Origin of the sequence: Leptolyngbya sp. AN10, from assembly GCF_050565645.1 — a bacterium.
Lineage (GTDB): Bacteria > Cyanobacteriota > Cyanobacteriia > Leptolyngbyales > Leptolyngbyaceae > Leptolyngbya.
The window spans coordinates 134975-161715 of the sequence record NZ_JBNXVP010000009.1 but is presented as its reverse complement, the minus strand read 5'-3'; the positions used below and the strand labels follow the sequence as shown (position 1 = coordinate 161715).

At 46.9% G+C, this 26741-nt stretch carries 28 protein-coding genes; 12 read left to right on the top strand and 16 right to left on the bottom strand.

All coding sequences use genetic code 11. The features are described from left to right. Positions 1 to 4: 4 nt before the first annotated feature. Complete coding sequence (locus tag ACQ4M5_RS15230) at positions 5 to 1630, bottom strand: gamma-glutamyltransferase family protein (RefSeq protein ID WP_430676487.1); 1626 nt, start codon at positions 1628 to 1630, stop codon at positions 5 to 7. 268 nt (positions 1631 to 1898) lie between these two features. Here ACQ4M5_RS15230 and ACQ4M5_RS15225 point away from each other — a divergent pair, with 268 nt between their 5' ends. Both ACQ4M5_RS15225 and ACQ4M5_RS15220 read left to right on the top strand, forming a co-directional pair. Then, positions 1899 to 3128: a sedoheptulose 7-phosphate cyclase gene (locus ACQ4M5_RS15225; RefSeq protein ID WP_430676486.1), complete on the top strand. Its 1230-nt coding sequence runs from the start codon at positions 1899 to 1901 to the stop codon at positions 3126 to 3128. Further along, a complete protein-coding gene (locus tag ACQ4M5_RS15220) occupies positions 3129 to 3941 on the top strand; it encodes an O-methyltransferase (protein WP_430676485.1) in 813 nt (270 codons plus the stop codon). Positions 3942 to 4041: 100 nt separating this feature from the next. Here the strand turns inward: ACQ4M5_RS15220 and ACQ4M5_RS15215 are convergent, their stop codons facing one another. Next, positions 4042 to 4167, bottom strand: coding sequence for a hypothetical protein (locus ACQ4M5_RS15215; RefSeq protein WP_430676484.1), 126 nt, complete (start codon positions 4165 to 4167; stop codon positions 4042 to 4044). On the opposite strand from ACQ4M5_RS15215, the gene ACQ4M5_RS15210 reads away from it, so the two are divergent. Next, a complete protein-coding gene (locus tag ACQ4M5_RS15210; protein ID WP_430676483.1) occupies positions 4166 to 5503 on the top strand; it encodes an ATP-grasp domain-containing protein in 1338 nt (445 codons plus the stop codon). The genes ACQ4M5_RS15215 and ACQ4M5_RS15210 overlap by 2 nt on opposite strands. 132 nt (positions 5504 to 5635) lie before the next feature. Further along, positions 5636 to 6469: a hypothetical protein gene (locus ACQ4M5_RS15205; RefSeq protein WP_430676482.1), complete on the top strand. Its 834-nt coding sequence runs from the start codon at positions 5636 to 5638 to the stop codon at positions 6467 to 6469. Positions 6470 to 6471: 2 nt separating this feature from the next. Here the strand turns inward: ACQ4M5_RS15205 and ACQ4M5_RS15200 are convergent, their stop codons facing one another. The 3 genes from ACQ4M5_RS15200 to ACQ4M5_RS15190 are packed head-to-tail and all read right to left on the bottom strand — an operon-like array spanning position 6472 to position 7555. Continuing rightward, complete coding sequence (locus ACQ4M5_RS15200; RefSeq protein WP_430676481.1) at positions 6472 to 6732, bottom strand: type II toxin-antitoxin system RelE family toxin; 261 nt, start codon at positions 6730 to 6732, stop codon at positions 6472 to 6474. Continuing rightward, positions 6732 to 6947: a hypothetical protein gene (locus ACQ4M5_RS15195; RefSeq protein ID WP_430676480.1), complete on the bottom strand. Its 216-nt coding sequence runs from the start codon at positions 6945 to 6947 to the stop codon at positions 6732 to 6734. Before ACQ4M5_RS15195 ends, ACQ4M5_RS15200 begins: the two co-directional genes overlap by 1 nt. Positions 6948 to 6988: 41 nt before the next feature. Continuing rightward, complete coding sequence (locus ACQ4M5_RS15190; protein WP_430676479.1) at positions 6989 to 7555, bottom strand: pentapeptide repeat-containing protein; 567 nt, start codon at positions 7553 to 7555, stop codon at positions 6989 to 6991. Positions 7556 to 7769: 214 nt separating this feature from the next. Between ACQ4M5_RS15190 and ACQ4M5_RS15185 the strand changes: the two genes are divergently transcribed. Then, positions 7770 to 9293 (top strand): SagB/ThcOx family dehydrogenase, encoded by a 1524-nt coding sequence (locus ACQ4M5_RS15185; RefSeq protein WP_430676478.1) that lies wholly within the window; start codon positions 7770 to 7772, stop codon positions 9291 to 9293. Positions 9294 to 9329: 36 nt separating this feature from the next. Beyond that, a complete protein-coding gene (locus ACQ4M5_RS15180) occupies positions 9330 to 10229 on the top strand; it encodes a hypothetical protein (protein ID WP_430676477.1) in 900 nt (299 codons plus the stop codon). On the opposite strand, the gene ACQ4M5_RS15175 is transcribed toward ACQ4M5_RS15180, so the two are convergent. The 6 genes from ACQ4M5_RS15175 to ACQ4M5_RS15150 all read right to left on the bottom strand — a co-directional run bounded on the left by ACQ4M5_RS15175 (position 10230) and on the right by ACQ4M5_RS15150 (position 15119). Next, on the bottom strand, positions 10230 to 10718 hold the full coding sequence (locus ACQ4M5_RS15175) for a GNAT family N-acetyltransferase (RefSeq protein ID WP_430676476.1): 489 nt from the start codon (positions 10716 to 10718) through the stop codon (positions 10230 to 10232). Positions 10719 to 10811: 93 nt separating this feature from the next. After that, positions 10812 to 11117, bottom strand: a complete 306-nt coding sequence (nuoK, locus tag ACQ4M5_RS15170) for an NADH-quinone oxidoreductase subunit NuoK (protein ID WP_058994779.1) — start codon at positions 11115 to 11117, stop codon at positions 10812 to 10814. Between the two features lie 12 nt (positions 11118 to 11129). Continuing rightward, entirely contained in the window at positions 11130 to 11735 is a 606-nt protein-coding gene (locus ACQ4M5_RS15165) for an NADH-quinone oxidoreductase subunit J (RefSeq protein WP_430676475.1), read from the bottom strand. Positions 11736 to 11816: 81 nt separating this feature from the next. Continuing rightward, positions 11817 to 12395, bottom strand: a complete 579-nt coding sequence (gene ndhI, locus ACQ4M5_RS15160; RefSeq protein WP_430676550.1) for a photosynthetic/respiratory NAD(P)H-quinone oxidoreductase subunit I — start codon at positions 12393 to 12395, stop codon at positions 11817 to 11819. A 28-nt stretch (positions 12396 to 12423) separates the two neighbouring features. After that, positions 12424 to 13542 (bottom strand): NADH-quinone oxidoreductase subunit NuoH, encoded by a 1119-nt coding sequence (gene nuoH, locus ACQ4M5_RS15155; RefSeq protein WP_430676474.1) that lies wholly within the window; start codon positions 13540 to 13542, stop codon positions 12424 to 12426. A gap of 434 nt (positions 13543 to 13976) precedes the next feature. After that, positions 13977 to 15119, bottom strand: a complete 1143-nt coding sequence (locus tag ACQ4M5_RS15150; protein ID WP_430676473.1) for a citrate synthase — start codon at positions 15117 to 15119, stop codon at positions 13977 to 13979. A 335-nt stretch (positions 15120 to 15454) separates the two neighbouring features. On the opposite strand from ACQ4M5_RS15150, the gene ACQ4M5_RS15145 reads away from it, so the two are divergent. Together ACQ4M5_RS15145 and codA are read left to right on the top strand one after the other, a co-directional pair. Further along, positions 15455 to 15784 (top strand): hypothetical protein, encoded by a 330-nt coding sequence (locus ACQ4M5_RS15145; RefSeq protein ID WP_430676472.1) that lies wholly within the window; start codon positions 15455 to 15457, stop codon positions 15782 to 15784. Between the two features lie 163 nt (positions 15785 to 15947). Beyond that, positions 15948 to 17210, top strand: coding sequence for a cytosine deaminase (gene codA, locus ACQ4M5_RS15140; RefSeq protein ID WP_430676471.1), 1263 nt, complete (start codon positions 15948 to 15950; stop codon positions 17208 to 17210). 123 nt (positions 17211 to 17333) lie between these two features. Here codA and ACQ4M5_RS15135 read toward each other — a convergent pair whose 3' ends face one another. The 4 genes from ACQ4M5_RS15135 to ACQ4M5_RS15120 form a co-directional block, all read right to left on the bottom strand. Beyond that, positions 17334 to 17705: a hypothetical protein gene (locus ACQ4M5_RS15135; RefSeq protein ID WP_430676470.1), complete on the bottom strand. Its 372-nt coding sequence runs from the start codon at positions 17703 to 17705 to the stop codon at positions 17334 to 17336. Between the two features lie 185 nt (positions 17706 to 17890). Beyond that, positions 17891 to 18265 carry a hypothetical protein gene (locus ACQ4M5_RS15130; RefSeq protein ID WP_430676469.1) on the bottom strand — a complete coding sequence of 125 codons (375 nt, stop codon included), beginning with the start codon at positions 18263 to 18265 and terminating at the stop codon, positions 17891 to 17893. 40 nt (positions 18266 to 18305) lie between these two features. After that, positions 18306 to 20018, bottom strand: a complete 1713-nt coding sequence (locus tag ACQ4M5_RS15125) for an ABC1 kinase family protein (protein WP_430676468.1) — start codon at positions 20016 to 20018, stop codon at positions 18306 to 18308. A 245-nt stretch (positions 20019 to 20263) separates the two neighbouring features. Then, on the bottom strand, positions 20264 to 21373 hold the full coding sequence (locus ACQ4M5_RS15120) for a DegT/DnrJ/EryC1/StrS family aminotransferase (RefSeq protein WP_430676467.1): 1110 nt from the start codon (positions 21371 to 21373) through the stop codon (positions 20264 to 20266). Between the two features lie 113 nt (positions 21374 to 21486). Here ACQ4M5_RS15120 and ACQ4M5_RS15115 point away from each other — a divergent pair, with 113 nt between their 5' ends. From ACQ4M5_RS15115 to ACQ4M5_RS15100, 4 genes are all read left to right on the top strand, one after another. Further along, positions 21487 to 22251: an ABC transporter permease gene (locus ACQ4M5_RS15115; RefSeq protein WP_430676466.1), complete on the top strand. Its 765-nt coding sequence runs from the start codon at positions 21487 to 21489 to the stop codon at positions 22249 to 22251. Then, positions 22245 to 23060: a circadian clock KaiB family protein gene (locus ACQ4M5_RS15110; RefSeq protein ID WP_430676465.1), complete on the top strand. Its 816-nt coding sequence runs from the start codon at positions 22245 to 22247 to the stop codon at positions 23058 to 23060. Before ACQ4M5_RS15115 ends, ACQ4M5_RS15110 begins: the two co-directional genes overlap by 7 nt. Beyond that, positions 23038 to 24174 carry a 7,8-didemethyl-8-hydroxy-5-deazariboflavin synthase subunit CofH gene (gene cofH / locus ACQ4M5_RS15105; protein ID WP_430676464.1) on the top strand — a complete coding sequence of 379 codons (1137 nt, stop codon included), beginning with the start codon at positions 23038 to 23040 and terminating at the stop codon, positions 24172 to 24174. The genes ACQ4M5_RS15110 and cofH overlap by 23 nt, the downstream gene beginning before the upstream one ends. 103 nt (positions 24175 to 24277) lie before the next feature. Beyond that, on the top strand, positions 24278 to 25975 hold the full coding sequence (locus ACQ4M5_RS15100) for a DUF3352 domain-containing protein (protein WP_430676463.1): 1698 nt from the start codon (positions 24278 to 24280) through the stop codon (positions 25973 to 25975). Here ACQ4M5_RS15100 and ACQ4M5_RS15095 read toward each other — a convergent pair. Next, positions 25967 to 26677, bottom strand: a complete 711-nt coding sequence (locus ACQ4M5_RS15095) for an endonuclease III domain-containing protein (protein WP_430676462.1) — start codon at positions 26675 to 26677, stop codon at positions 25967 to 25969. The genes ACQ4M5_RS15100 and ACQ4M5_RS15095 overlap by 9 nt on opposite strands. Positions 26678 to 26741 lie beyond the last annotated feature (64 nt).

Sequence of the window (26741 nt, the reverse complement as noted above, 5' to 3'; positions counted from 1 at the left end):
CATCTTACACTGCGATCGCACATCCATCGGCTCTCGATTCTGAGCCTGCAATTAGCACATTGTTGTCTTTGAGAATGATTTGTCCTCGACCAAATGCACTGGGTTCTGCTGCGAGTTGAATGTTGTGGTGACGATCGGAAAGTGCGATCGCAATATCAGACGAAACGGTTTGCTCTAGAAAGACCTGATTGTTCGCAGACCATCGCCAGCGAGGAGCATCTAAAGCAGTTTGAGGATTCATTTCATAGTCAATGAGATTAACAACCATTTGTAAATGTCCTTGAGGTTGCATGAATCCGCCCATCACGCCAAAAGCACCGATCGGCTGATTTTCAAGACTTAGAAAGCCTGGAATAATTGTGTGATACGGACGTTTACCGGGTGCTACTTGATTGGGGTGTCCTGCTTCAGTTGAGAATCCACTGGCACGATTCTGTAATGCAATGCCTGTACCGGGAATCAGAATGCCACTACCAAAGCCAGCATAGTTCGACTGGATGAAGGACACCATTAAATCTTGGTCTGCTGCTGCTAGATAGACTGTTCCACCTTTGGGAAGTCCTGAGCTAATCGAAGACAAAGCAGTATCAGTGATTAACTGTCGTCTTTCGGCTGCATAAGCTTTATCGAGTAAATCGGTGTTAGAAACTAACATTGAGAGTGGATCTCCGATATGTCGATCGACTTCTACAAATGCTAATTTCATCGCCTCAATTTGCAAGTGGAAGCTTTCGACAGAATCACGCGGATATTGTGAAAGATCAAAGCCTTCTAGAATGTTCAGTGCAATTAGTGTAGCAATTCCGTGTGTGTTGGGTGGAGTTTCCCAAACCGTGACACCTCGGTAGTTCGTTGAGATTGGATCAACCCAGTTGCATTGATGATTTGCGAGATCAATACGATCGATAAATCCTCCGGTTTGTTCTGCAAATTGTGCGATCGCATCTGCAAGCTCACCTCGATAGAAAGATTCGCCCTTTGATTGAGCTATCGATCGTAGTGTTTTCGCATGGTTCGGACTGTTCCAAACTTCTCCTGCACGAGGAGCGCGACCTGTAGGAAAGAGCACAGATAGAAAGGGCTGAAATTCTACTCCTGATAGTTGAGTAAAAAGCTGTTCTACTCGTTTCCAAGCTCTTGCTGTTTCAGGAGAGACGGGAAAGCCTTCTTCTGCATAGCGGATTGCAGGTGCAAACAATTGTTCAAACGGGAGTTTGCCCCAACGTTCAGATAAAGCTCTCCAAGCTGATACTGCACCCGGAACAGTGACCGTTCCCCAACCTAAATCCGGCATCTTAGGCAAGTCTAGAAAGCTTTGAGTTGGAAGATGTTGAGGACTTCGACCGGAGGCGTTTAAGCTGTGAAGTTGACCATCCCAAACCAGTGCGAACGCATCAGAGCCAATTCCGTTTGAGGTCGGTTCAACGACAGTCAGCGCGATCGCAGTTGCAATGGCAGCATCGATCGCGTTTCCACCTGTCAATAGCATTTGTATTCCAGCTAACGTTGCTAAAGGTTGGCTGGTTGCGACTGCTCCTCTATTTCCCATGACGACGCGACGGTGAGCGGCGTAAGGATAACGGTCAATCTGTTTTACGGTAGAAAATCTTTCTCTAGAATTAGTCTTCAAGACGTACTCCTTTCTACTCCTTTAGGCACTGTTAAGCGATCGAGCAGATTATTACTCTACTGATAGTTTACAGTGCGGCTAATACATGATTCAGATTACGAGGCACTTCATGTTTTGGGAGTCCGCCAAATCGATTCGGTTGATCTTATTTAGTCGGTTGCGGTTTCTGACACAAACTTAGGTTTTCAATAACTTAATTTTGCGGTTCGTAATCTTATTTACGGGCGAGTTTGTGTTGGCAATTTAGACAATTTACGGAAAAGAAGCTATGAGTTCTGTTGAGGCAAGAGTTGAAGCAACGGATCAATCGTTCCATTTGGAAGGATACGAAAAGATCGAGTTTAATTTGGATCTGATTGAGGGTTTGTTTGAGGTTGGTCATTCAGCCTTGGCGGATAACTATCGCGCTTTGGGTCGGTGTCTAGCGGTGGTCGATCATAATGTCGATCGATTGTACGGCGACCAGTTGCGATCGTACTTTGAGTACTATGAAATCGATTTGACTGTTTTTGCGATCGAGATTACTGAACCTGCAAAAACGATCGATACGTTTCTCAAAATCACCGATGCTTTTTGTGACTTCAATTTGAAGCGTAAAGAGCCTGTTCTAGTAATCGGTGGCGGATTGGTTTTGGATGTTGCAGGATTCGCTTGCTCTGCGTATCGGAGAAGTACGAATTACATTCGAGTGCCGTCTACTTTGATTGGATTGATCGATGCAGGTGTCGCGATCAAAGTAGCTGTGAATCACGGTAAATTGAAGAACCGTTTGGGCGCGTATCATCCACCGAAACAGGTGATTCTAGACTTTTCATTTCTGAAAACATTGCCTGTAGATCAAATCCGAAATGGAATGGCAGAACTCGTTAAGATTGCTGTTGTTTCCAATGAGGAAGTGTTCAATTTATTGGAACAGCATGGCGAAGAGTTGCTGTATAACCACTTCGGATTTGCTGGCGATAATGCTGACCTGAAGCAGATTGGGCATCGGGTGAACTATGAATCGATCAAAACCATGTTGGAGTTGGAAGCACCCAACTTACATGAATTGATGCTCGATCGAGTCATCGCCTACGGTCACACTTGGAGTCCGACGCTCGAACTTGCTCCCCAAATTCCTTTGCTGCATGGTCATGCGGTGAACATTGATATGGCGATTTCTGCCACCCTTGCAGAAAAACGCGGCTATATTTCAGCAACAGATCGCGATCGCATTCTCGGTTTGATGAGTCGTCTTGGGCTTGCATTAGATCATCCGTTGATGGAGATTGATCTGATGTGGAAAGCAACACAATCGATCATGCTGACTCGCGATGGATTGTTAAGAGCCGCAATGCCTCGCCCAATTGGAACTTGCCACTTTGTGAATGATCTGACTCGCGAAGAATTGGAAAGCGCGATCGCAGATCATAAACGCTTGTGTGCTGACTATCCGCGATCGGGTGCGGGAATTGATGCGTATGTGGGCAGCAGCGAATTGATCGGGAGTGCAAACTAGATGACCACAATTACACCGATTGCGGCTCGTCCAGTAACACCGCTTGGGATTCTAACGGCTCATTTGCAAACCGCACTCAAGCAGCTTCAACACTCAGAAGATGCGACTGAATTGGTGCAGCAAGCTTTAGATTTAGCGGTCGGGCTTGAAGAGTATGTGAATGCTTGTACAACGCCTGAATCGAGCGATTTGAAAGCGATCGCACAAAAGACGCAGATTGAGCCTTGGAATCAGCGATTTTCAGATGGTGAAACTGTGCGCCATTTGGAACAAGAAATGCTCTCCGGTCATGTGGAAGGACAATTTTTGAAAATGTTAGTTCACATGACTCGTGCTCGTCGCATTCTCGATATCGGAATGTTCACCGGATATTCTGCGTTAGCAATGGCGGAAGCGTTGCCTGATGACGGAATTCTGGTCGCTTGCGAGGTCGATGATTATGTGGCGAACTTTGCTCAGAATCTTTTTGACCAATCAGCACATGGTTCTAAGATTCAGATCAAGTTAGCTCCAGCGATCGACACTCTTAAGCAACTTGCGGATCAAGGTGAATCATTCGATTTTGTGTTCATTGATGCAGATAAGCGAGAGTATGTTCAATACTTCCGAATGCTGCTTGATGAGGGATTATTAGCACCGGATGGCTTTATCTGTGTGGATAATACTTTGCTTCAAGGACAGCCTTATCTGAGTGAACGATCGGCGAATGGAACTGCGATCGCAGAGTTCAATCAAACGGTTGCTGAAGATGAACGGGTGGAACAAGTTTTAGTTCCACTGCGCGATGGTGTGACGTTGATTCGACGAGCTTAGGGTGTTCTAAAGTTTTCTCGCTGCGTTGCTCACTCGCCCCGGAATGAATTCGGGGCTAATTAAACAAAGTCCGCTGAAGGGGACTGATGTTTCAGTTCTTCTAGTCCTGAAGGGACTTCGCACTGTTAGCCCCGAATTCCATTCCGGGGCGGGACAGCGCAATAAACGAGAAGCCTTCATCTACGGCTGTTAACAAGAAGCCTTCATCTACGGCTGTTTTTACCATGTTAAATTCTAAGTCTCTCTCACCTAAGCTCACAGCGGCATTACAAAATATACTAACGCTCACAGCATTATTGATTGCACTACCGATTAATTTAGCGATCGTATTCATCGCCTCTTTGATCGGACTATTTCAAAGAACAACAATCCCAAAATCCGATATTCCGAAACGAATTCTGATTACAGGCGGCAAAATGACCAAAGCGTTGCAGCTTGCTCGATCGTTTCATGCTGCGGGGCATTCTGTTGTCTTGGTCGAAACTCAGAAGTATTGGCTGACTGGGCATCGGTTCTCGAATGCAGTCGATCGCTTTTACACAGTTCCCGCACCCAAGCAAGATCCAGATAGATTCATTCAAACTTTGGTCGATATTATTCAGCGGGAAAACATTGATTTCTTTGTTCCAGTCACTAGCCCAGTTGAGAGCTATTATTGTTCATTAGCAAAACCTGAACTATCGAAATACTGTGAAGTGTTCCATTTTGATGTGGGCATTACACAGCTATTAGATGACAAATTTGAACTGAGCGAGAAAGCTCGATCGCTAAATCTCACGGCTCCGAAAACGTGTCGGATTACTGATCGGCAGCAAGTTCTAGAGTTCGAGTTCGATTCCAGCCAATACATTCTCAAAAGCATCGCTTACAATTCGGTGCATCGATTGGATATGACGAAGTACCCATTGGAATCGAAAACAGCAATGGAAGCTCATTTAGCAACCTTGCCGATTAGCGAAGAGAATCCTTGGATTTTGCAAGAGTTCATTACTGGGCAAGAGTATTGCACTCATAGCACTGTGCGTAATGGTAAAGTGCGATTGCATTGTTGTGCAAAGTCTTCTGCATTCCAGGTGAACTATGAGCAAGTAGAAAATTCTGCGATTCAGGCTTGGGTGACAACGTTTGTAGAAGCCTTGAACTTATCTGGACAACTCTCGTTTGATTTTATTGAAAATGCAGATGGAAAAGTTTATGCGATCGAATGTAATCCCAGAACTCACTCTGCGATCACGATGTTTTACAATCACCCCGATGTTGCCAAAGCTTATCTGGGTGAACCGCTAACCGTAGAACCAATTCAACCACTTGCAACTAGCAAGCCGACTTATTGGACTTATCACGAAGTTTGGAGATTGTTCACAGGCGATCGCCCTCTACACCGTTTGCAAACGCTTTTAACTGGAAAAGATGCCATTCTACAAACTTCTGATCCGCTCCCTTTCTTGATGGTGCATCATTGGCAGATTCCCTTGTTACTGCTGAATAACTTACGTCAACTCAAAGGCTGGGTACGCATCGATTTCAACATTGGTAAATTGGTCGAACCAGGCGGCGACTAATAAACCTAAATCGCTGAACAGGAAAAGAAACTGGCAAACCGTCCGTAACGCTCTATCTCATCCGGAAATCTCCAACTCACGAGTGAATCCAGACTATAAGAGGACATTGCCTAATTCGTCTCAGTTCGGGCAATGACGTATATGAAAACGAATGCTTTGATTTTGTCTGGAGTCGTCGTCTTAACCGCTGCTGTGAGTTCTACGATCGCTGCTGTCACCTATCTTCGTCCTGCACCCCAACCCGAACCTCTGAAGGTCGAACAACCAACAGTTTCAACTCCGCCTGCCACGACTGAAAAGTTCAATCCTCCAATCGCAGTTTCCCCAACTCCAGTTGGATTGCCGATCGCATTAGTAGACGAATCCGTTCAGTCTCCAGAATTCGCAAAATTCCTCGATCGCACCAAACAAGCGGTTCGCGATCGCGATGCAAAATACATCCGCAGCATTGTCACTCCACAGACTAAATTCAGCTTTGGAGCGCAACGCACGATCGACTATCTCAATCCCGAAAATCCTAAATCTTCGTTCTGGACATCGCTCGAAAAAGCCCTCGCTTTAGGCTGTTCCAAAGAGCAAAGCGGCTATTCTTGCCCCACCGTGTTTCAACAATTTGATGCGGCGATCAAGAAAGGAACTTCTGATCTGGATGCCTTTTCTGCCATTGTTGTCGTCGGTCAAAACGTGAATGTGCGATCGAAACCTGATGTCAGTTCACCTGCGATCGCGACTTTGACCAATGAGATTGTGAAATACGATGTCACGACCTTTCAAAACGCTTCTGAGCAAGAAAAGGCAGAAACTTTCCGCCTCGACAATCCAAACGGTTGGACACCTGTAATTTTGTCAGAGAACCGCCGTGGATTTGTCTCTAGTCAGTATGCTTACAGTCCAGTCGGTTATCGAGTTTTGTTTGGCAAAGAAGGCGGTGAATGGAAAATGCAAGCCTTCGTCACTGGAGATTAGCATTACGAATAGATTTCTCTTCGATGCCCGATTCGATGCACTGTAAGGACTTTAGTTGATTCGCTGAAAGAATACAAAACCCGATAATCTCCCACTCTAAGCTTGAAAAGCCCGCTTAAGTCACCTGTTAGAGCAGTTGGGCTAAGTTCACTAAAATTCTCCGCAAGCCATTCAATCTTACGGAGAATTCTTTGTTGGTTCTTCTGATCAATTAGCTCTAGTCCAGAGAATGCTTCAGGTGTCAACTCAACAGAATATGCCATTACCGATCCAGTCCAAGCCTTTTGGCAACTTCATTGAGCGGAATACCAGGCTCTCCCGCATGAGTACGCCTTAAAGATTCAATTAATTGCTGCTTCACTTCAGGACGAATCTCTTGTCCTTCGTCGGGATCTTCGAGAAATTCTTCCAAAGTTTCTAATACGGTTTCTCGAATTAACGCTTTTAGTTCATCAGTGGTTAGGTCTTTCACTTGCATACTGATAGTCCAGCCAGAAGATTTTCTTATTCTATCGGAAACTAGAGTTCACTCTCTTGGCGATGTCCATCGGGGTAAATCGTGAACGCATCGACGATCGCACCTGTTAAATCCAGGTCAGTCGATCGCGTTAAATTTGCCCCACTCAAATTTGCGCCTTTCAGATTTGCCTGTCGGAAGTTCACACGACTCAAATCCGCATTGCTCAAATCCGCATTACTCAAATCTGCATTGACCAAATTAGCTCCACATAGATTTGCTCCACTTAACTTCGCCTCACTTAGATCCGCCAAGCTCAAATCGGCTCTCAGCAACGATGCCCGCTCTAAATTGGCATTCGTAAAGTTTGCCTGGTGCAATTGAGCATCACTTAATTCGGCAGCTTCTAGCTGAGTTGCAGCTAGATTCGCTTGTCTTAAGTTGGCATACGGCAAATAGGCTCGATTTAAGCAACTTTGTGCCAAGTTAATCTGAGCTAACATTGCTTCAAAAAAATCGGCTTGTTCTAGGTTACAGTTCTCAAAATCTCGTTCTCCCTGGTTGTATCTTGCAATCAGAGTTTTTGCTGCGATCGTGTCCATCGTCGTCCTAGAATCCGTCTGTCTCACACTTCACTATGTAAAACGTAAAAAGTAATGGCGAAAAGTTAAGGATACTTAACACTTTCTTTAGGGATCAGCGGAAAAATTTCTGATTTAGATGGAACCCCCCCAGATTGCCATCAAGTCTGCTCTATTGCTGGAAAAATTGTCTCCTAGATGTCTAGCCCCCAATCCATTCTCATGTCAAGATCAAGAATAGTACGCAGTCTAAAGAAGAATTATGCCGGACTTGCAAGTGTCGATCGCTGAACACTATCACGAACGCACCAAATACGACCCGGAAACGATTCACGCCAAGAGCCAAGCGCTGAACTGGGAAGAGCAACCAACTCCATTCAAGTCGTACAAGTTTGGGACATCGATCGATCTCAAACCGTACCTTAGCGAGGATTTGAACCACGATGATTGGTGGCAGCGTCTTTCTAAGCTGTTGGTGTGTAGCTACGGGCTGACGGGTGCGATTCCGACCAACGGAGAACCGCATTATCTTCGATCGTCCCCGTCTGCGGGCGGACTCTATCCGGCTGAAGTTTACCTCATTTCACGCGGCACTCCGGAGCTTCCTGCTGGATTGTATAACTATCAGGCAAGAACCCACACGCTTTTACATTTCTGGGAGTCCGATGTCTGGACAGCGTTACAATCTGCCTGTTTTTGGAATCCAGTTCTAGACAATACGCAACTTGCGATCGTGGTTTCCGCTGTCTTTTTCCGGTCTGCATGGCGCTACCAGGATCGAGCCTATCGCCGCATTTTCCTCGACACTGGACATTTGATCGGAAACATTGAGCTTGCCTGTTCGATGACCAATTTTCGCCCGCATCTCATTGGTGGATTTGCAGATGAAGCACTCAATCAATTGCTTTACTTTGATCCGGATCAAGAAGGCGCGATCGCAGTGTTACCGATCGCAGATTTAACTCAAATCCAAGAAAATCTTCCCTTAGCTCGAACGGCTCTACCCACCACTCCAAAGCTCGACTATCCCAGAATTCCGGATGGTGGGCTATTGAGCTATTTCCATCAAGCCACACAAATTCCCAACAACCCCAATGCAAAAGTAAATTGGAAGGTTCCTGAAACAATAGAACATTCTGATAAGTACAATTTCCCCTTTTGTCTCAAGGTTCCGACTGATTGTGATCCGATCGATTGGCAACAGGAGCTACGCGGATTAGAACAAACGATGATTCATCGTCGATCGACTCGTGCGTTTAGTGGCGAACCTTTACCGATCGACGAACTCAAAGCCATCTTAGATTTCACATATCAACCTCAACACTATATTGATCAAAATCTCGATCGTTCTCCCGACTATTTCGACCTGAACTTAGTTGAAACCTTTGTCGCTGTTTCAGGTGTGGCTGACCTCGACGATGGTTGTTACTACTACGCGCCGAAAGCTCAAGAACTGCGCCAAATTCGATTCAAGAACTTCCGACGAGAACTACATTTTCTGTGTTTAGGGCAAGACATAGGACGCGATGCGAGTGCGATCGTGTTTCACACCGCAGATTTGAGAGATGCGATCGAGCAATACGGCGATCGTGTTTACCGTTATCTGCACATGGATGCGGGACACTTAGGACAGCGCATGAATTTAGCAGCAATTCATCTAGGACTTGGTGCGAGTGGAATTGGTGGATTCTTTGATGATCAAGTTAACGAAGTCTTGGGAATTCCACAAGATGAAGCGGTTTTGTATATTACTGCTTTGGGTCGGTCTAGATATATTCGACAGTGATAAAATTTAGAACAAATTAACTATCCTGTTCTAGGAATGACCGAACAAAACGCCGAAAACACAGACTACGACAATCCATGGAAAACATTCATCGAACTGTATTTTCGGGACTTCTTAACGTTCTTCTTCTCAGGTATCGAAACTGATATTGATTGGTCTCAGCCTGTTCGATTCTTGGATAAGGAGCTACAGAAAATCGTTCGAGATGCCGAAATTCCGAAACGTTATGCAGATAAATTAGTCGAGGTGCATCGATCGGATGGACAGAAAACATTAGTGATTTGTCACATTGAGGTGCAGAGTCAGGAAGAAGGCAACTTTGCAGCCCGAATGTACAGCTACAACTATCGATTACGCGATCGCTATAATTGCCCCGTCGTGAGTCTAGCCATTCTCGGAGACGATCGTGAATCTTGGCGACCTAGCAGATTTCGTGAAGAACTTTGGGGCTGTTCAATTCAGTTTGAATTCCCGATCGTCAAACTCTCAGACTATCAAGCCCAATGGTCTGATCTAGAAGCCAGTCGCAATCCTTTCGCCGTTGTTGTGATGGCTCATTTGAAGACGAAAGAGACGCACAATCAACCGATCGAGCGCAAGCGATGGCGGTATTACTTGACGACGATGCTCTACGATCGCGGCTATAGTGAGCAGGATATACTAGAGCTACAGTACTTCCTAGACTGGTTGATGAATTTGCCTGAAGAGTTAGAGAATCAACTCCAGATCGAATTAAGGACTTTTGAGGAGGCTAGACGAATGAAATACGTTGCAGGATGGGAACGCAGGGCGATCGCGCAAGGAAGACAAGATGAAAAGAAAGCGATCGCGCTAAATATGCTTCGTAAGAATCTTGATTTAGAAACGATCGCTGAAGTGACTGGACTATCGATCGCAGAAATTCAAGCCCTTCAATCCCAGCAACAAGATCAGTAATCAACAAACTACGTGAACCATAATCACAAATTCTTCTCTAGTATCAACTTTGAAAAACTTCTCAACCTGCTTGAATCCTAGTTGCTCCCAAACTCGTTGTGCCCGTTTATTAAACGCTGCAATCGTGACCCGTAACTGATGCACTTTATATTGGCTCCCTCCATAGTTCACGATAGCTTGAGCATATAATCTTCCATGCCCTTGACCTGTTAAATCTGGTTTTAGTCCCATACCAATATCAAGAGCTTCAGCCGTGTAATCTCCACCTGGCACTCGACCATCTGATCCGAAAGAGCAATAGCCTTCGAGTTCTCCTTCTGAGTTTACGATCGCATAAAAGGATTGCTTAGGGTCAAGCAGGTATTCTAACTCCTCTTGAGCAGTTTCAGGGTTGAAGTTGTAGTAGTCATAGTCATACGGAGGGGCGTAGCACCAATTTAGAATCGCTAGGGCGTGTTCCTTGCCAAGTCGTTGAAATGTAAGTTGCATCCTAGCTTTCCTCAAACCTGATTGAGAATCAAAAAATTTAGGGGCACAACCTAAATTGCACCCCTAAACACAATGTTGAGATTAAGGCTCGAATTACCACTTGAGCAGATTGAATTGCTCCATATCTACAGTGTCGCGGTTCCGGTAAATCGCAAGCACGATCGCTAAACCAACCGCCGCCTCCGCAGCCGCGATCGTAATCACGAAGACGGTGAAAATTTGCCCTTTAATCTCTTGCGGATCGAGATAGTTGGAAAACGCCATCAGATTGAGATTCACAGCGTTTAACATTAGCTCGATCGACATCAGTACTCGCACTGCGTTCCGACTTGTCACCAAGCCATAAATGCCAATGCAAAATAACGCCGCCGCAATCAGTAAGAAATATTGAAGTTGCATCGGGATTCGTCCTTAAGATTCAAGATTGCTTTGACCTGCGGGGGTCAGTTCACGCGGACGCTCTGGTAAGGTCAGCGCAGTGGTTCCAGCTTCGTCATCCGCGTCAGGAATAAATTCACGACGAGCCAGCACGATCGCACCCACAAGTGCCATCAACAGCAACACTGATGCCAACTCAAACGGCAACAAGAAATCGCTGAAGAAGTGAAGCCCGATCGTAATAATCGAACTCTCGATCGGAACAGCCGTCGAGATTGCCCAAGGCGTTGTCACTACCATTGCACTCAGAAGCGCGAAAATTCCCGCACACACGAGCGCAGTTGCCGCCCGACGAATCCACGATTTCGGCATCGCTACAAATGCCTCACGCTTGTTCACCAGCATGATTGCGAACAAAATCAGAACGTTGACCGCTCCGACGTAAATCAGCACTTGCGCCGCTGCAACAAAGTCTGCATTTAACAGTAAATACAGTCCAGCAATGCTGATGAACACACCACCCAGTAAGAAGGCGGAGTAAACCACATTTTCGAGCAAGACAACACCGATCGCAGATCCAAGCATCATCGCTGCTAGAATCCCGAACGATACAATTTGAACACCTTCCGCTAAATTCACGGTTCTCTCTCCTAAATATCCAACTAGAGACGCGATGCCTGTGGCACAGCAAAGCTGCCCGCTCACGTCTCTTTAAATCCACTACGATCCTTTTTCAACGATTTCTTCGGGACGCAATCCAGCCCGACGCGATCCAGCCGGAAGGTCGTGCGGTTCGGTTACGCCTTTCGGCAAGTACGCAAACTCCCGGAGCGGAGTCACCATCGGATCTTCCGTGACCTTGTAGGGGAGACGACCGAGCGCGACGCTATCGTAATTTAGTTCGTGTCGATCGTAGGTAGACATTTCGTATTCTTCGGTCATCGACAAACAGTTTGTGGGGCAGAATTCCACACAGTTACCGCAGAAGATACAAACGCCGAAATCGATACTGTAGTGATTCAGCTTCTTCTTCTTCGTTTCTTTGTTGAATTCCCAATCAACGACCGGAAGGTTAATTGGGCAAACTCGGACGCAGACTTCGCAAGCAATACACTTGTCGAATTCAAAGTGAATCCGTCCCCGGAAGCGCTCTGAGAGAATCAGCTTTTCGTAAGGATATTGAACCGTGACGGGGCGGCGGCGCATGTGGTCAAAGGTCACAGACAAGCCTTGACCGATATATTTGCCCGCTTGAATTGCCTCTTTGGTATAGTCACCGACTTGTTTGAGAAATTTCAGCATGAGGTGTTCTCCACTGGTTCAGAGGTTAGCCGCCAAATGCGACTGGGAATGCGAGCTTTAATCCTGCGGTTACAAGCAGGTTTACAAGCGAGACGGGAAGTAAGAATTTCCAGCCGAGGTCGAGGAGTTGGTCAATCCGCACACGGGGCACTGTCCAACGCATCAAGATCGCCAAGAAGATTAAGAAGTAGGCTTTGAGAATCGTGGTTCCAATCCCGATCGCTGCAAAAATCAGTTGCAGCCAAGGAGTATTCTCAGAAACACCAATCAGCCCCGAAAATACACTCAACGGCACTGGAAACTCCCATCCTCCTAGGTATAGCACCGCAAATAGGAGGGCTGATAATGTGAGGTTAACGTAAGACCCCAAGTAAAAGAGCGCAAACTTCATCCCGGAGTATTCGGTTTGATAGCCTGCAACGAGTTCTTCTTCTGCTTCGGGCAAATCGAAAGGAATCCGCTCACATTCTGCCAGTGCTGAGATCCAGAAGATGATAAATCCGACGGGTTGCCGCCAAATGTTCCAGCCCAAAATGCCGTATCCCGCTTGCTGATTCACAATGTCTACGGTACTGAGCGAGTTCGACATCATGACGATCGCTAAAACAGAAAGCGCCAGCGGTAGTTCATAACTAATCGACTGTGCAGCGGCTCTAAGTCCACCCAACAGCGAGTATTTATTATTCGAGGCATAGCCCGACATCAAAAGCCCGATCGGAACCACACTAGAAAGTGCGATCCACAAGAAGATGCCCAAGCTGACATCGGTAATTTGAAGATTCTGTCCAAACGGCAGAATCAAGTAGGACAAGAAAACGGGAATTACAACGATCGCGGGACCCAGCGTAAACAGTAATTTATCTGCTTTCGCGGGAACCACATCTTCTTTGAGTACCAGTTTCAATCCGTCCGCCAGCGGTGCAAGCACACCGAGGGGTCCGATAAATTCGGGACCGATCCGCTGTTGAGCGGCGGCGGAAATTTTACGCTCTAGCCACACCACGACCAAGACACTGACCGTTGCTGCAACCAGCATGATCAGCATTGGCAATGGCATCCAGAGGGCTTTGGCTGCCCCGGCAGGAATGCCAAGGCTCTGCACAGTTTCAATAAAGGTTCCTTGAAGGTCAATTCCTGGATTCATGGTTCCCGACTCGTAGGAAGGCAGTTGGAACTGATTCGTTCTTCATCCATGAAGATTTATCAATGTACCCAACGTCTTTCAGTATAGCGGTCTCGATGAAGCCGAAACTTATTCAATTACTGAATTTTCGCGTGTTTGAGTCATCAAAGTATCTAATGCGATGGATTGAGCGAATCGAATGTTTAAACGGGATTCGATGACGATTTTTCTATCGTTCAGATAGGGGGATTTTGTCGATCGATTTCAAACTGAAGTGGGAATCTCGATCGAGCCATTCATTTTTCAATGCCATCGACTTTCGCTCCAATAAAGAAACCCTCAGAAGCAAGATTCCTGAGGGCTGGAGTTCCTGAAAATCGTCACGTCAATATACTTGCAAGGGATCGAGGAAATCACAAGAGGGGTCTAACCCATCATCCCCACTGATGAAATCTTTATTCTCGTTTCTCAATGGGAATGTAAGGAGAATTGTGCAGCCCTGTATAAATCTGTGTCGGACGGAAGATTCGGTTTTCTCCCAGTTGTTCTTTCCAATGCGCCAACCAGCCCGCAGCACGGGAAATCGCAAACACAGGCGTAAACAAATCCGGTGGAATTCCTAATTTTCGGTACACCAGTCCGGAGTAGAAATCGACGTTCGGGTAAATTCCCTTGTGTCCCAGTTTTTCCTCGACTGCTTTTTCCAGTTCGACCGCGATATCGTAATACTTATCTTGACCAAACTTTTCAAACAATTGTTCGGCGAGTTGTTGCAGAATGATCGCTCTTGGGTCTTTGACTTTGTAAACGCGGTGTCCAAAGCCCATGATCTTGTCCTTTTGCTCTAAGCGATCGTCTAAAAACGGTCTAACATTCTCGACTGATCCGATCTCTTCGAGCATATTGATTACTTCTTCACTTGCGCCCCCGTGTAGTGGACCCGCCAACGTTCCCACCGCTGACGCAATCACCGCATACGGATCAGTCAAAGTCGAAGCTGTTACCATCGCCGAAAACGTGGACGCATTAATCGTATGCTCTGCATGAAGCGTCAGGCTGATATCAAAAATCCGAGCCGCAAACGGATCAGGTTCCTGCTCGTTCAACATATAGAGAAAATTCGCCGCATAGCTCAGATCATCACGCGGCTGTACCGGATCATTGCCCTTCCGCATCAGTTGAAACGCCGCTACCATCGTCGGAATCTTTGCCAGAATCCGCACAACTGCCGCTCGAATGTAACTCGGATCGTCCAATGCCCGCTTCGAGTAAAACAATCCCAAAGCCGCCGCGCACGCTTGCAGCGCATCCATCGGATGACCACTTTCAGGAAAACACTTCATCATGTCGCGAATCCGATACTTCAAGCGACGATGAAACTGAATCTCATGCTCAAACTCTGCCAAGGTTTCCCGGTTCGGCAGTTCGTTCCAAATCAAAAGGTAGGCGGTTTCCAAAAAGGTATTGTCTGGCTGCATCGCCAATTCCTGAATCGGAATGCCGCGATACTCCAAAATTCCTTTTTGTCCGTCTACAAAACTTATGCTGGACTGAGTTGCAGGAATGCCTTCCAGACCTGCCCGATATTCGACAGTCATTAGTTCACCACTGGCTGAATTAAAGTCACAAGTTAACTTATCAGATCCGTTACCCAGCTTTGTAGTCTAACTACCAGACGATGCGCGATCGCGGAATTTTTTACAGAACTTCTCACAATCTTGGATAACACACTTTCGTGTTGAAGACTACAAAAAATCGATACAAATCTGTAAACATTTGCGGTTTTTTATAAAAGGGAATACTATCAAGATAGAAAGCTTTACATCTTGACGAAATTGCATCTACCCCCTAGCCAACTCACTCCAGTCGCGACCCGGTTTCTGTTTCGACGGAGTTGTTTGGCAATTTTTTATATTCGATCGTAAGGAGTTTTATGCCTCACAAAATGTCTCAGAAAAACCAAACGGCTCACAAAAATCATTCTCACCGCTACCGCGAAGATGTGCCTCGCACGATGCTCACCCGACTGATCGAACAAGACGCTCCACTGTTCTCGCATAGTCATCTGGTGTTAATGTACGGATTCTTCCAAGCAGAAATGGCTCCCGAAGCAAACCAAGGCGTAGCTTCCTGGATTCGAGACTGTATCCGACAATATGGACTACCGAGCCTTGTCCGATTTGATTCTCACCGTCGCGCTCAGATTTTCCGACGAGATCAGTTCCAACCCTGGATTGAACCCCTGATCGATCAAGCTTGCTAAAACGTTTCAGGTCTAGGTGTTAGCGCTCTATCAGCTTGGGAACGCACAATACGGATCGATTCGCTGCTAACAACCGAGTTTCTGAAAATTTGCACGATTCAGCACCTTTTGAATTCAACCGAATCCGCTAGAGTTGGATGAAGATCTTTGCGGTGCTGGAATTATGCCGAACTATGACCTTCTGCTGCGTGACTGTCAGTTACTTCGCTCAGCAAATGTTTCTGAACGAGTGGATGTTGCGATTCATGCAGGTGAGATTGTGGAGATTGCCCCTCACTTAGAATCAGCCACAGCGGAGATGGAACTAGAAATCCAAGGGCATCTAGTCAGCCCTCCGTTTGTCGAGTCGCACATTCACTTAGATTCTGCTCTGACCGCAGGCGAACCCCGCTGGAACCAAAGTGGGACGCTGTTTGAGGGCATCGAAATTTGGCGAGAACGTAAGCAAAACCTCTCGCTAGAGGACGTGAAACAAAGAGCGATCGAGACACTGAAACAACAAGCGTTGCAGGGGGTTCTTTTTGTGCGAAGTCACGCGGATGTGAGTGAGCAGAGTTTGACCGCGCTCAAAGCGCTACTCGAAGTCCGCGAAGAAGTCAAAGATTGGATTACTCTGCAAGTTGTCGCATTTCCGCAAGATGGAATCTATGGCGGGGCGAAGAATGACGAATTGATGGAAGAAGCGATGCGATTGGGTGCGGATGTGGTTGGGGGAATTCCGCATTACGAACTGACTCGCGAAGATGGAGTGAGATCGATTGATCGCATTTTTGAACTGGCGCAGAAGTACGATCGCTTAATTGATATTCACTGTGACGAAATCGACGACGATCAATCTCGCTTTCTAGAAGTGGTTGCTGCCTGTGCAATTCGTACTGGAATGGGGTCAAAAGTCACTGCCAGTCACACCACTGCATTCGGTTCTTATAACAATGCGTATGCGTTCAAACTATTGGGATTCCTCAAACGCACTCAGCTTAATTTCATTGCAAATCCGCTGATCAACATTACGTTGCAAGGTCGGACTGATACCTATCCTAAACGTCGCGGAGTGACACGAGTTAAAGAACTCTGGCAACAAGGAATGAATGTGAGCTTAGGACATGATTGCGTTCAAGATCCTTGGTACTCGCTTGGGACTGGTAATATGCTCGACGTGGCATCAATGGCAGTTCACGTTTGTCAAATGACCGGAACTGCTGAGATTGATGCTTGTTACAACATGGTGACTTGGGGTGGTGCGAAGACATTGAACATTGAAGAGCAGTATGGAATAGAAGTAGGTAAGCCTGCGAATTTGATTGTGTTAGATGCGATCGACAAGTATGATGCAATCCGCCGACGTGCCACAGTGCAATATGTGATCTCTCAAGGCAAACTTTTGGCGCAGACCGAGCCACCGAAAGCGAAATGGCGCGGACATTAGAGTGTTGCGATCGCGCTTTGAATGACAAATGTTGCCCTAGCAGAAAGTCCACCGAAGGGACTGTAATACTCTCAGTTCCTTTGGTGGACTTTGTTTGCTTGAATGACGATCGCGCTCGATTAACTAACCTGCAAAGATCGAGGTTTTAGCTTGCTCGTTGAGTAAGACTTGTCCTTTGCCATCCATGCTGAAATCTTGACCTGGTTCGTAGCCTTGGGTGATCAGACGGCGATAGATGGTCACAGAGGTAATTCGGCGAATTTCTCGCATGACGTAGCCAGGGATAACTTGCTCGATCGCCCAACAAAAGGCAAGTTGATCAGTCCAAACTAATCGCTCTAAGCTGACAATCACCATTCCTGCAACTTCTCGAAGCGTGAGGCGGCTTCTGAGATTCGCGATGACGGCTTTACCAATTTCAGCGTTCCGGGTTGCCAGGGCACAGGTGAGACGATTCAATTCTTGTTCGAGGTCTAATTGATTAGTGTCTTGCACGGATCGTTTCTTCTCCCAAAGATTCAGCAATGTGTCGTAACAACAAAAGTTTGTACGAGTATATCTTGGGATAGATTTACAGCAATGAAGAAATAAGCAGCGTAACAAAACTTTATAAGTCTAGCCAAATTAAAACCCCGCTGGCTTTGATTAAACCAACAGGGCAGTAGAAATATTTCTGAAAATTAACCCCAGGAATCGAGATCGAGCGCAGCAGAGCCACCTTGTTCAATTTGGGACAGGATTTTGCCTAACTGCCACCACACAAGCCATGCAGTTCCAATGGTTAGAGGCAATGAAACACCATAGGCGAATGCGGTCGGAATTCCAAAGATTTCCACTCCTGCGCCCAGAAAGAAGAATGCGCCACCTGCCATTCCCAAGAACGGCGTAAAGAGTGAGAGTCCGCGCATATTTGCGAGGCTGCGGGTCGATTTGTTTTCGTTCCAGTCTTTTACGGATTGTTTTAAGACCGCTTCAAATGCCAGTCCGGAGGCAATACTCGCCAACAGTCCAGCGATGAGCAGCAGATACGGAGGTTGAGGAAAAAAGTATTGCACGATGGATAGTTTAGGTTAAGAATGCCTTTGTCCCCATATCCTACCGTTCTAGCTTGATCCCCGTCAAAGAAGAAACCGTTGGGATCAAGGCAGCAGCAGGAGAAAGTTCTGCAAATGCGCCCAGTGCGGCTGTCCAGAGTCGAGCGGGTTTAATGTCGTCTTTGACTAATTCCCAAAGGCGTTGAACTTCTTTGGTGTGTAAGCGATCGTCCTCGGTCAGCGCAATCAACAATTGGCGACGAAGGAACTGTCCTTCATCCGAGAGTAAGTACTGTAAGCCCAGTTGAGCAGTCGGAAGAATGTCAAAATTGGAATCCGATCGAGCGATCGAAATCATGTTTTCCAAACGATGCCACTGGAATTTGCCATCTTTAAAAAGAACATCAATCAAGCGACGACGCAGACGAGGAGATTCCCCAGTGAGTAAGCGTCGAGCGACGTAAGGATAAGCAATTTCGACGATTTTGAAGTTCGGGTCGAGGGTGAGGGCTAACCCTTCTTGAGTGACAAGCGATCGAATAATCAGGGCGAATTTTGCGGGGACTCGGAACGGGTAATCGTACATCAACTCGCTAAAGCGATCGGTAATCGTTTTGAAGTTGAAGTTTCCGACACTTTCGCCCACGATGTCACCGAGAACGGCTTCGAGGGCAGGGACGATCGGGTAAATGTCCGTGCCGGGTGCGAGAAAGCCCAATTTAACGAAGTCGTGAGCGAGATCGAGGTAATCTTTGTTGATTAAGTGAACGAGCGCATCCACGAGCGTTTCTTTCGCTTCTTCTTCAAGCTGATCCATCATGCCGAAATCGATGTACGCCATTTGACCACCGGAAGGAGTGGGAACCGCGAAAAGGTTTCCGGGATGCGGGTCGGCGTGGAAGAAACCGAATTCTAAAAGCTGGCGTAAGCCAGATGTGACACCGATTCGGATAATTGCGTTGGGATCGGCTCCAGCGGCACGAACACGATCGACATCGGTTAATTTGTAGCCGTCAATCCATTCCAAAACGAGAACGTGCTGGGAAGTGTAGCGCCAGTAGATTGAGGGCACTTTCACTGAAGGATCATTGCGGAAGTTTGCAGCGAATTTTTCGGCGTTGCGTCCTTCGTTTAGATAATCGATTTCTTCAAACAGTTTTGTACCGAATTCGTCCACGATTAGCGTTAAATCGTGTCCTAAATTTAGAGGAAGCCAGGGAGCCAGCCAACCTGCTGCCCACCGCATTAAGTAAAGATCGAGCGTTAGAGTCGGCAGAAGGTTCGGACGTTGGACTTTAACCGCAACTTCTTCACCTGTTTTGAGTCTGGCGCGGTAGACCTGACCGAGAGAAGCAGCCGCGATCGGGGCTGGGGTAATTTGAGCAAAGATTTCATCGACATCGGCATCCAGTTCCAGTTCCATAATCCGAAACGCGAGGTCACTGGGGAACGGTGGCAGTTGATCTTGTAGCTTGGTCAGTTCGTCGAGGAAGTCGCGGCGGATTAAGTCAGGACGAGTCGAAAGCGCTTGACCGACTTTGATGAAAGTGGGACCCAGTTTAGTCAGAATTTGACGGAGTTGGGTAGCGCGTTTGAGTTTGTTGCGCTCTGCGACTCCTTGCCAATCGTCCCATTTCAGACCCAAAATAAAGCCGACGAACAGCAAAGTCACTCGGAGCGCACGCCAGATTACTCGCCACGGGCGTAAACGGTAATGACTTGCGATCGCATTCGAGTCGTAACGTTTCAGTTGGAAAAGCGGAGTTCGAGCCACGGTATTATCTGCCTCTTTCTCGATCGTTGATGAATCGCAATCACCCGCAGCGATAGCATTGTCGTTCCAACATCAAGTCGTCAGAGGTTCCGGGACTGGCTCACTGCCCTGTGATGATTACTATTCTTTATGTTTCATCTCATTCTAGTATATAAAACTACAACTTTTTGGACGGAAATCCGACCGCTTTTATTCCCAAAAGCAGGAATTTATAAGGATTTCAGCGATCGAGCATCGAGTTGGGTCTAACTCAGACAATCTTTCAAACTGTAAACGACTTGATCCTGCTGCTCGTGTGACAGTTCGGGGAACATCGGCAGAGATAGGACTTGATTTGCGGCTCGATCGCTTTCTGGCAGTTGTCCCGGTTGATATCCAAGCGATTTGTAGACAGGCTGCAAATGTAACGGAAGTGGATAATAAATAGCAGTGTTTACGCCTTTCGCTTGTAGATTGCTCTTCAGTTTGTCGCGATTTTGTTCGACTCGAATTGTGTACTGATTCCAAACACTACGACCGCCTTTGATCGTTTCCGGGGCAACAATTCCGGGAATCGGGGCAAGAAGAGAATGATAGCGATCGGCAATTTCGGTACGCTGTTGATTCCAGCGATCGAGATAGCGCAGTTTGATCTGGAGAATGACTGCTTGAACTGCATCGAGTCGGCTATTGACCCCTAATTCTTCGTGATAGTAACCGCTGTAGCGTCCGTGATCTCGAAGCATTTTCAGTTTTGCGGCAATTTTTGGATCGTTCGTCGTGATCGCGCCACCGTCACCACACGCGCCTAAATTCTTTGTTGGGTAAAAGCTAAAACAGCCAATTTGTCCGATGCTGCCGACTCGTTTTCCTGCCCATTCTGCCCCAGTCGATTGAGCGCAATCTTCGACCACGTATAAATTGTGAGCGTTCGCGATCGACATTAACTGCGTCATGTCCACAGGCTGACCGAATAAATGCACCGGAACGATCGCTTTCGTTCGCTCAGTAATTGCAGACTCGATTTGATTGAGATCGAGATTGAACGTTTTTGGATCGATATCGATAAAGACTGGAGTTGCGCCGACTGCACTGATCGTTTCTGCGGTGGCGATGAAGGTAAAGGGCGTGGTGATCACTTCGTCTCCTGCACCGATATTCAGGGCGCGGAGAGCGAGGAAAAGGGCATCGGTTCCGGAGTTACAGGCAATCGCAATTTCAGAACCAATATATTGAGCGAACGCAGTTTCAAAATTCTCGATCGCGGCTCCGCCAATGTATCGACCGGATGCCAAAACTTCTAAAACAGCTTGATTAATTTCGGAACCAATGAGCTTGAATTGTTCGGACAGATCAAAGGGGGGAATTGTATTCACTCGGTTAACACCACGTACCTGTAAAGATTGGTCTTATGCTTTAGACCGGAAGGGATTCAGTTTGGTTTCTCAAACTTGAATCTAAAGATATCAGGCAAGGGGAAAATCAATCAATGAATTTGGCGATTCAGGCAGTTTGGGCGATCGGACTAATTTTGGCGGCGTTTGCGATTTCGTCTTGGCAACACCTTGGATTAGAAGGAAGCTTGATTCTGGCAGCGGGACGGGCGATCGTTCAGTTAGCAGTCGTTGGATACGTTTTGGCAGTCGTATTTGCACCGCCTCAAAGTCCGTTTCTGATTCTGTTTGTGTTGGGAGTTTTGTTACTGATTAGCGCGATCGTCACTCGAAATCGGATTAGCCAAAAATTGCCGATTTTGCCTTGGTTGATTGGGTCGTTTTTGATTTCAACGATCGTAACAGTCGCTTATGTGCAAATCATCGTCGTACAGCCACAAACTTGGTATGAACCGAGATTTTTGATTCCGTTGGGTGCGATCGTACTTTCTCAAGCGATCAACGCGGCAACGATTTCAGGAGAGCGGTTATTTAGTGCGCTCAATTCTAATGTGTTGGAAATTGAGACGCATTTGAGTTTGGGAGCCAGTCCAGAGCAAGCGATCGCTCAATATCGAAAAGACGCGATTCGTTCGGGAGTCTTGCCTGTGATCAATGCGATGTCGATCGTCGGATTGGCAACCTTGCCAGAACTGCTCAGTGGTCAGCTTTTAGGAGGAGCCGATCCGATTTCTGCGATCGCGCTTCAAATCGTTGTTCTGTTTATGGTGGCGTTTTCGACCCTTCTCGTAACGCTCTTAGTGACGTATGGAATTTGGCGACAGTTTTTTAATTCTCAGGCGCAACTGATTCGATGGTGAATTATGACAAACAGCGATACACTGAGGGCAATCTGTTCTTCGATCGAGTGTTTGCATTGAATCCTCATTCTTATCGATCGATTCCTGCTTTCTTTAAGGGCATCGCTCTTTTTACACCGGGAGGAGATTTAATCTACTGCATTGATCCGGACAAGAAAGGGCGATGGCATTTGAATTTGTGTACTGCGCTGCAAGATGTACTAGAACTACCTGAACCGCCTCATTTTCTTGTGCCTTGTTACACAGCCACCCTCGATCGATGGTTTGATGCCAGAGCGAGTCGAGTTCGTGTGTTTGCAGAAGCTTATCCGCCTGTGTACCGATATCGATCGTTGTTAAACACCGTGTTTGAATCGGGTGATTTAGTCTGGCAGATTGCGCCTTCTCAAGAAATCTGTGATCCGGTGATTCTCGAAACTTATCGCCACCAATTTCCGCAGCTTTGGGAAAATCATGATTTAGTGATGCGATACGAGCCGACTCCCGCTGCACAATCCGCCGCACCTGCTTCTCCTTATCCTCAAGGCTATGTTCTGCGATTGTTTGTATCGGGCTATAGTGCGGCAACTGCACGAATTCTTCAGAACTTACACGCATTACTAGAACAATCGCTGGAGAGTCCTTATACGCTGAAAGTGATTGATATATTTAAACATCCGGAGCAAGCAGAAGCCGATCAGATTTCAGCAACGCCTACACTAATAAAGGTGTATCCGCGTCCGGTGCGTCGAATTGTAGGAAATTTGGACGATGCCGATCGCGTTTTACGATTGTTAGGCGCATTGGATGAAGGACTACGAGATGATTGATGCCATTTTAGAAAAAGCTCGATCGGGATTCGATTTGTCTCCTGAAGAGGGAGTCCTGTTACTCAAATCGAATGAAGTGGAAAAGATTCGCGAAATTAGCGATCGACTCCGACAAGAACAAGCCGGAGAAACTGTAACTTATGTAGTTAATCGCAACATTAACTATACAAATATCTGTGAGCAGCATTGTAGTTTCTGTGCCTTCCGCAGAGATGACGGAGACGAAGGCGCGTACTGGTTGGATTGGACACAGATTTTAGAAAAAGCGACCGATGGAGTAAAACGTGGCGCGACTGAAATCTGTATGCAGGGTGGATTGAATCCGACTGCAAAAATCAATGATAGTTCGCTGAAGTACTATCAAAAGCTAGTAGAAACGATTAAATCAGAGTTTCCGCACTTGCACCTTCATGCTTTTTCGCCGCAGGAAGTTCAATTTATTGCACGAGAAGATCATTTAACGTTTGCGGAAGTGATCGCAGCACTGAGAGATTCAGGAGTCGATTCGATGCCTGGAACGGCTGCGGAAGTGTTAGACGATTCGGTTCGGAGAGTGCTCTGCCCGGAAAAGATTGATAGTGACACTTGGATCGAGATTGTTCGGACTGTTCATGAACAAGGTGTGCCAACCACGAGCACAATGATGTCCGGACACATTGAAACACCGGAACAGCAAATCCAGCATTTCGAGAAACTACGATCGATACAACAATCCGCTAAACAATCGGGACATACCGGAATCACAGAGTTTATTTTGCTGCCCTTTGTCGGTCAAGAAGCTCCGAAACCTTTGCGGCGTAGAGTCGGACGAGATCAGCCTGTTCTAGAAGATTCATTGTTACTCACTGCGGTTGCTCGAATCTACTTAGGCAACTGGATTCCGAATCATCAGCCGAGTTGGGTCAAGTTAGGACTCTCTGGAGCCGTGGAAGCTTTGAACTGGGGCTGTAATGATATTGGTGGAACCTTGATGGAGGAACACATTACCTCAATGGCAGGCGCGATCGGCGGAACTTGTATGGAAGTTGAAACCTTGCAGAACGCGATCGCATCTCTGAGTCGTCCTTACCAACAGAGAGACACACTCTACCGATCGCTCGTTGCACTGAATTAAGAACCACGAAAGTCCTGGAAACTAAAGTCGATCGAAAAGTCGTCACAGATTCCAAAGTCTTTGCTAAAGTGACTACGGCAATACACCTCGACTTGTCACCCCCATGAACGCCCCGACCAAACCGAAACCTCAGAAACAAAAACCGCCTTTACCTCTGACGCTGGGTGCTGCCGCTGCCCTTGTGACCGGGGGGACGATCGCATTTTGGGCATTAACCCGCCAACAGCAATTAAACGTGATGCCAATCGGGGCAAGCGCCATTCCTCAAGATGCGCTCATGGTCGTTTCGGTTTCGACTGATCCGGGCAAATGGCAGCAACTCAGAGAATTTGGCACACCTCGATCGCAAGCCGCATTTGATCAAAACTTGGCACAATTGCGCGATCGCTTTCTCAAAAGTCGCAATCTCGATTTTCAACGGGATATTCAACCCTGGATTGGTAAAGAAGTCACAATGGCGTTTCTGCCGCCTCAAGCGGGTGTGAATGTGCCACCACCGGGACAAGCTGCGATTCCTCCAAATTCTCAGCCGACGGTGATGATTTTGCCGATCGCGGATGCGCTGAAAGCCAAAGAAGTTTTAGAACAGTCTCCCGCTACAAAGGGAGGCAAGTGGACTGAGCGCGATTACAAAGGCGTGAAGATTCGGGAAAATCAAGACTCACCGACTCAAAGTGCCTCGATCGCGGTTTTAGATACAACCCAAGTTTTGGTCGCGAATAATCCGACTGCGATCGAACGAGCGATCGATACGGTCAAAGGTGGCGCGTCTTTATCGCAAACCCCTGGATTTGGAGATGCGCTATCTCAGATTCAATCGGAAAATGCGATCGCCCGTCTTTACGTCAACATTCCCGCCGCTGCAAATACATCTGCTGTAAACTCTAATCGCCCAATTCCACCTCAAGATCTGGCAAGACTCCAACAAAATCAAGGATTAGCAGCAACCGCAACACTCGCGAATGAAGGAATCCAATTCAAAAGTATTTCGTGGCTGAAACCAGATAGTCAACGCAAATTTGATACGAGTAACAATGCCAAAATGATGCCAACCCGATTACCGGGAGACACGCTCATGATGGCATCTGGCGGCAATCTACAGCGATTCTGGCAAGATTACACTCAGGGCATTTCTGCGAACCCGATTCAGTTCGTGAATCCTGAAGCACTAAAGCAAGGACTGAGAACAACCGTTGGACTCGATTTAGAAAAAGATTTACTCAACTGGATGCAGGGCGAATATTCGTTATCTCTGATTCCTGCGCCTCAAGGTGCGCCCGCCAATCTGCCAGCGAGTCTGGTGTTCATGGTGCAAACCAACGATCGACGAGCCGCAGAAGAAGCCCTGAAAAAACTTGATGGTGTGATGGCAAATAAGTACGCTTTCAAGGTCGAAGAATCGAAAGTCGAAGGGCAATCTGTAGTGAATTGGTCGTTACCTGCCGCAAGTGTCAATATTACTCGTGGTTGGCTTGATGGCGATGTCGCGTTCCTCTCACTGGGTGCGCCTGTTGCGGGTTCATTTTTACCCAAACCGCCGACGACTTTAGCTGAGAATGAACTATTTCGCAAAAATACCCAATCCGAACTTGGTGCAAAGAATGGTCATTTCTTTGTGGACATGGATCGAGTGCTGAAACTGCAAAATTTTCCGCTGCTCCAGATTCCCGCAGCAAATCGAGCCATGTTAGAAGGTATTCGATCGATTGGTGTCACCGCTGCAATTACGAGCGATCGTACTTCTCGATATGATGTATTCGTTTCGTTGCAGAAAGGCAATCCGCCCGGAGCTTTACCGTAAGCGGGACTGACCGTAGGGACATAAAGAAAGAAGAACGCAGCGATCGCACTCTGGATTCCGATAGAAACAACAGCGCTGACCATGAAGCATCAATACCTCGTGATTGTCGTAGACTTGCTGTGCTGTCCACTCTGGCGGTAACTGTGCTTCTAATAAATCGTGAGCAGGCGAAACCGCTGTCGTTTCGGGAATCAATCCCAATCGAATCGCGACTCGGTGATGGTGACTATCCACAGGTAAAGCACGTCTTCTTAGATTGCTAAAAGCGAGAACGGCTGCGCTCGTTTTTCGTCCAATTCCAGGGAAAGATTCGAGCCAGTTTCGGGCTTCTTCCACGCTCAAATCGGATAGGAAATCGATCGACAATTCGCCTCGCTGTTCGGTGATCTGTTGCAAAATTTGTTTGAGTCTCAGCGCTTTTTGATCTGCCCAAGTGCAAGAGATAATTTCTCTTTCGATCTCTTTTTCCGAAGCGTCTCGCACCGCTTCCCAGGTTGGAAATTTTGCCTTTAATTGTTTGAATGCGCGATCGGAGTCTGCGTTTTTTGTTCGATGTGATAACAATGCCGAAACTAATTCGCTCAATGGATCGAGGCTGTGAAAATAAGGAATTGGGCAGCCGTATTCTTTGCATAAGCGATCGTGAATTTGAATCAGCTTTTCTTGAAGTTCGGGAGTAACAGAGGGAGTTTTCGATCGCATAAAAAAAAGGGATGAAAACCTAATATCTATCAGGTCATCCCTAATCTTGAACTCTTCTTCGTGA

What these genes read in the sequence shown, in the direction of transcription:
- ACQ4M5_RS15225 (WP_430676486.1), top strand. Translation starts at nt 1,899, where the DNA reads ATGAGTTCTGTTGAGGCAAGAGTTGAAGCAACGGATCAATCGTTCCAT.
- ACQ4M5_RS15220 (WP_430676485.1), top strand. Translation starts at nt 3,129, where the DNA reads ATGACCACAATTACACCGATTGCGGCTCGTCCAGTAACACCGCTTGGG.
- ACQ4M5_RS15210 (WP_430676483.1), top strand. Translation starts at nt 4,166, where the DNA reads ATGTTAAATTCTAAGTCTCTCTCACCTAAGCTCACAGCGGCATTACAA.
- ACQ4M5_RS15215 (WP_430676484.1), bottom strand. Translation starts at nt 4,167, where the DNA reads ATGGTAAAAACAGCCGTAGATGAAGGCTTCTTGTTAACAGCCGTAGAT.
- ACQ4M5_RS15205 (WP_430676482.1), top strand. Translation starts at nt 5,636, where the DNA reads ATGACGTATATGAAAACGAATGCTTTGATTTTGTCTGGAGTCGTCGTC.
- ACQ4M5_RS15200 (WP_430676481.1), bottom strand. Translation starts at nt 6,732, where the DNA reads ATGGCATATTCTGTTGAGTTGACACCTGAAGCATTCTCTGGACTAGAG.
- ACQ4M5_RS15195 (WP_430676480.1), bottom strand. Translation starts at nt 6,947, where the DNA reads ATGCAAGTGAAAGACCTAACCACTGATGAACTAAAAGCGTTAATTCGA.
- ACQ4M5_RS15185 (WP_430676478.1), top strand. Translation starts at nt 7,770, where the DNA reads ATGCCGGACTTGCAAGTGTCGATCGCTGAACACTATCACGAACGCACC.
- ACQ4M5_RS15180 (WP_430676477.1), top strand. Translation starts at nt 9,330, where the DNA reads ATGACCGAACAAAACGCCGAAAACACAGACTACGACAATCCATGGAAA.
- ACQ4M5_RS15175 (WP_430676476.1), bottom strand. Translation starts at nt 10,718, where the DNA reads ATGCAACTTACATTTCAACGACTTGGCAAGGAACACGCCCTAGCGATT.
- nuoK (WP_058994779.1), bottom strand. Translation starts at nt 11,117, where the DNA reads ATGCAACTTCAATATTTCTTACTGATTGCGGCGGCGTTATTTTGCATT.
- nuoH (WP_430676474.1), bottom strand. Translation starts at nt 13,542, where the DNA reads ATGAATCCAGGAATTGACCTTCAAGGAACCTTTATTGAAACTGTGCAG.
- ACQ4M5_RS15150 (WP_430676473.1), bottom strand. Translation starts at nt 15,119, where the DNA reads ATGACTGTCGAATATCGGGCAGGTCTGGAAGGCATTCCTGCAACTCAG.
- ACQ4M5_RS15145 (WP_430676472.1), top strand. Translation starts at nt 15,455, where the DNA reads ATGCCTCACAAAATGTCTCAGAAAAACCAAACGGCTCACAAAAATCAT.
- codA (WP_430676471.1), top strand. Translation starts at nt 15,948, where the DNA reads ATGCCGAACTATGACCTTCTGCTGCGTGACTGTCAGTTACTTCGCTCA.
- ACQ4M5_RS15115 (WP_430676466.1), top strand. Translation starts at nt 21,487, where the DNA reads ATGAATTTGGCGATTCAGGCAGTTTGGGCGATCGGACTAATTTTGGCG.
- ACQ4M5_RS15110 (WP_430676465.1), top strand. Translation starts at nt 22,245, where the DNA reads ATGGTGAATTATGACAAACAGCGATACACTGAGGGCAATCTGTTCTTC.
- cofH (WP_430676464.1), top strand. Translation starts at nt 23,038, where the DNA reads ATGAAGGACTACGAGATGATTGATGCCATTTTAGAAAAAGCTCGATCG.
- ACQ4M5_RS15100 (WP_430676463.1), top strand. Translation starts at nt 24,278, where the DNA reads ATGAACGCCCCGACCAAACCGAAACCTCAGAAACAAAAACCGCCTTTA.
- ACQ4M5_RS15095 (WP_430676462.1), bottom strand. Translation starts at nt 26,677, where the DNA reads ATGCGATCGAAAACTCCCTCTGTTACTCCCGAACTTCAAGAAAAGCTG.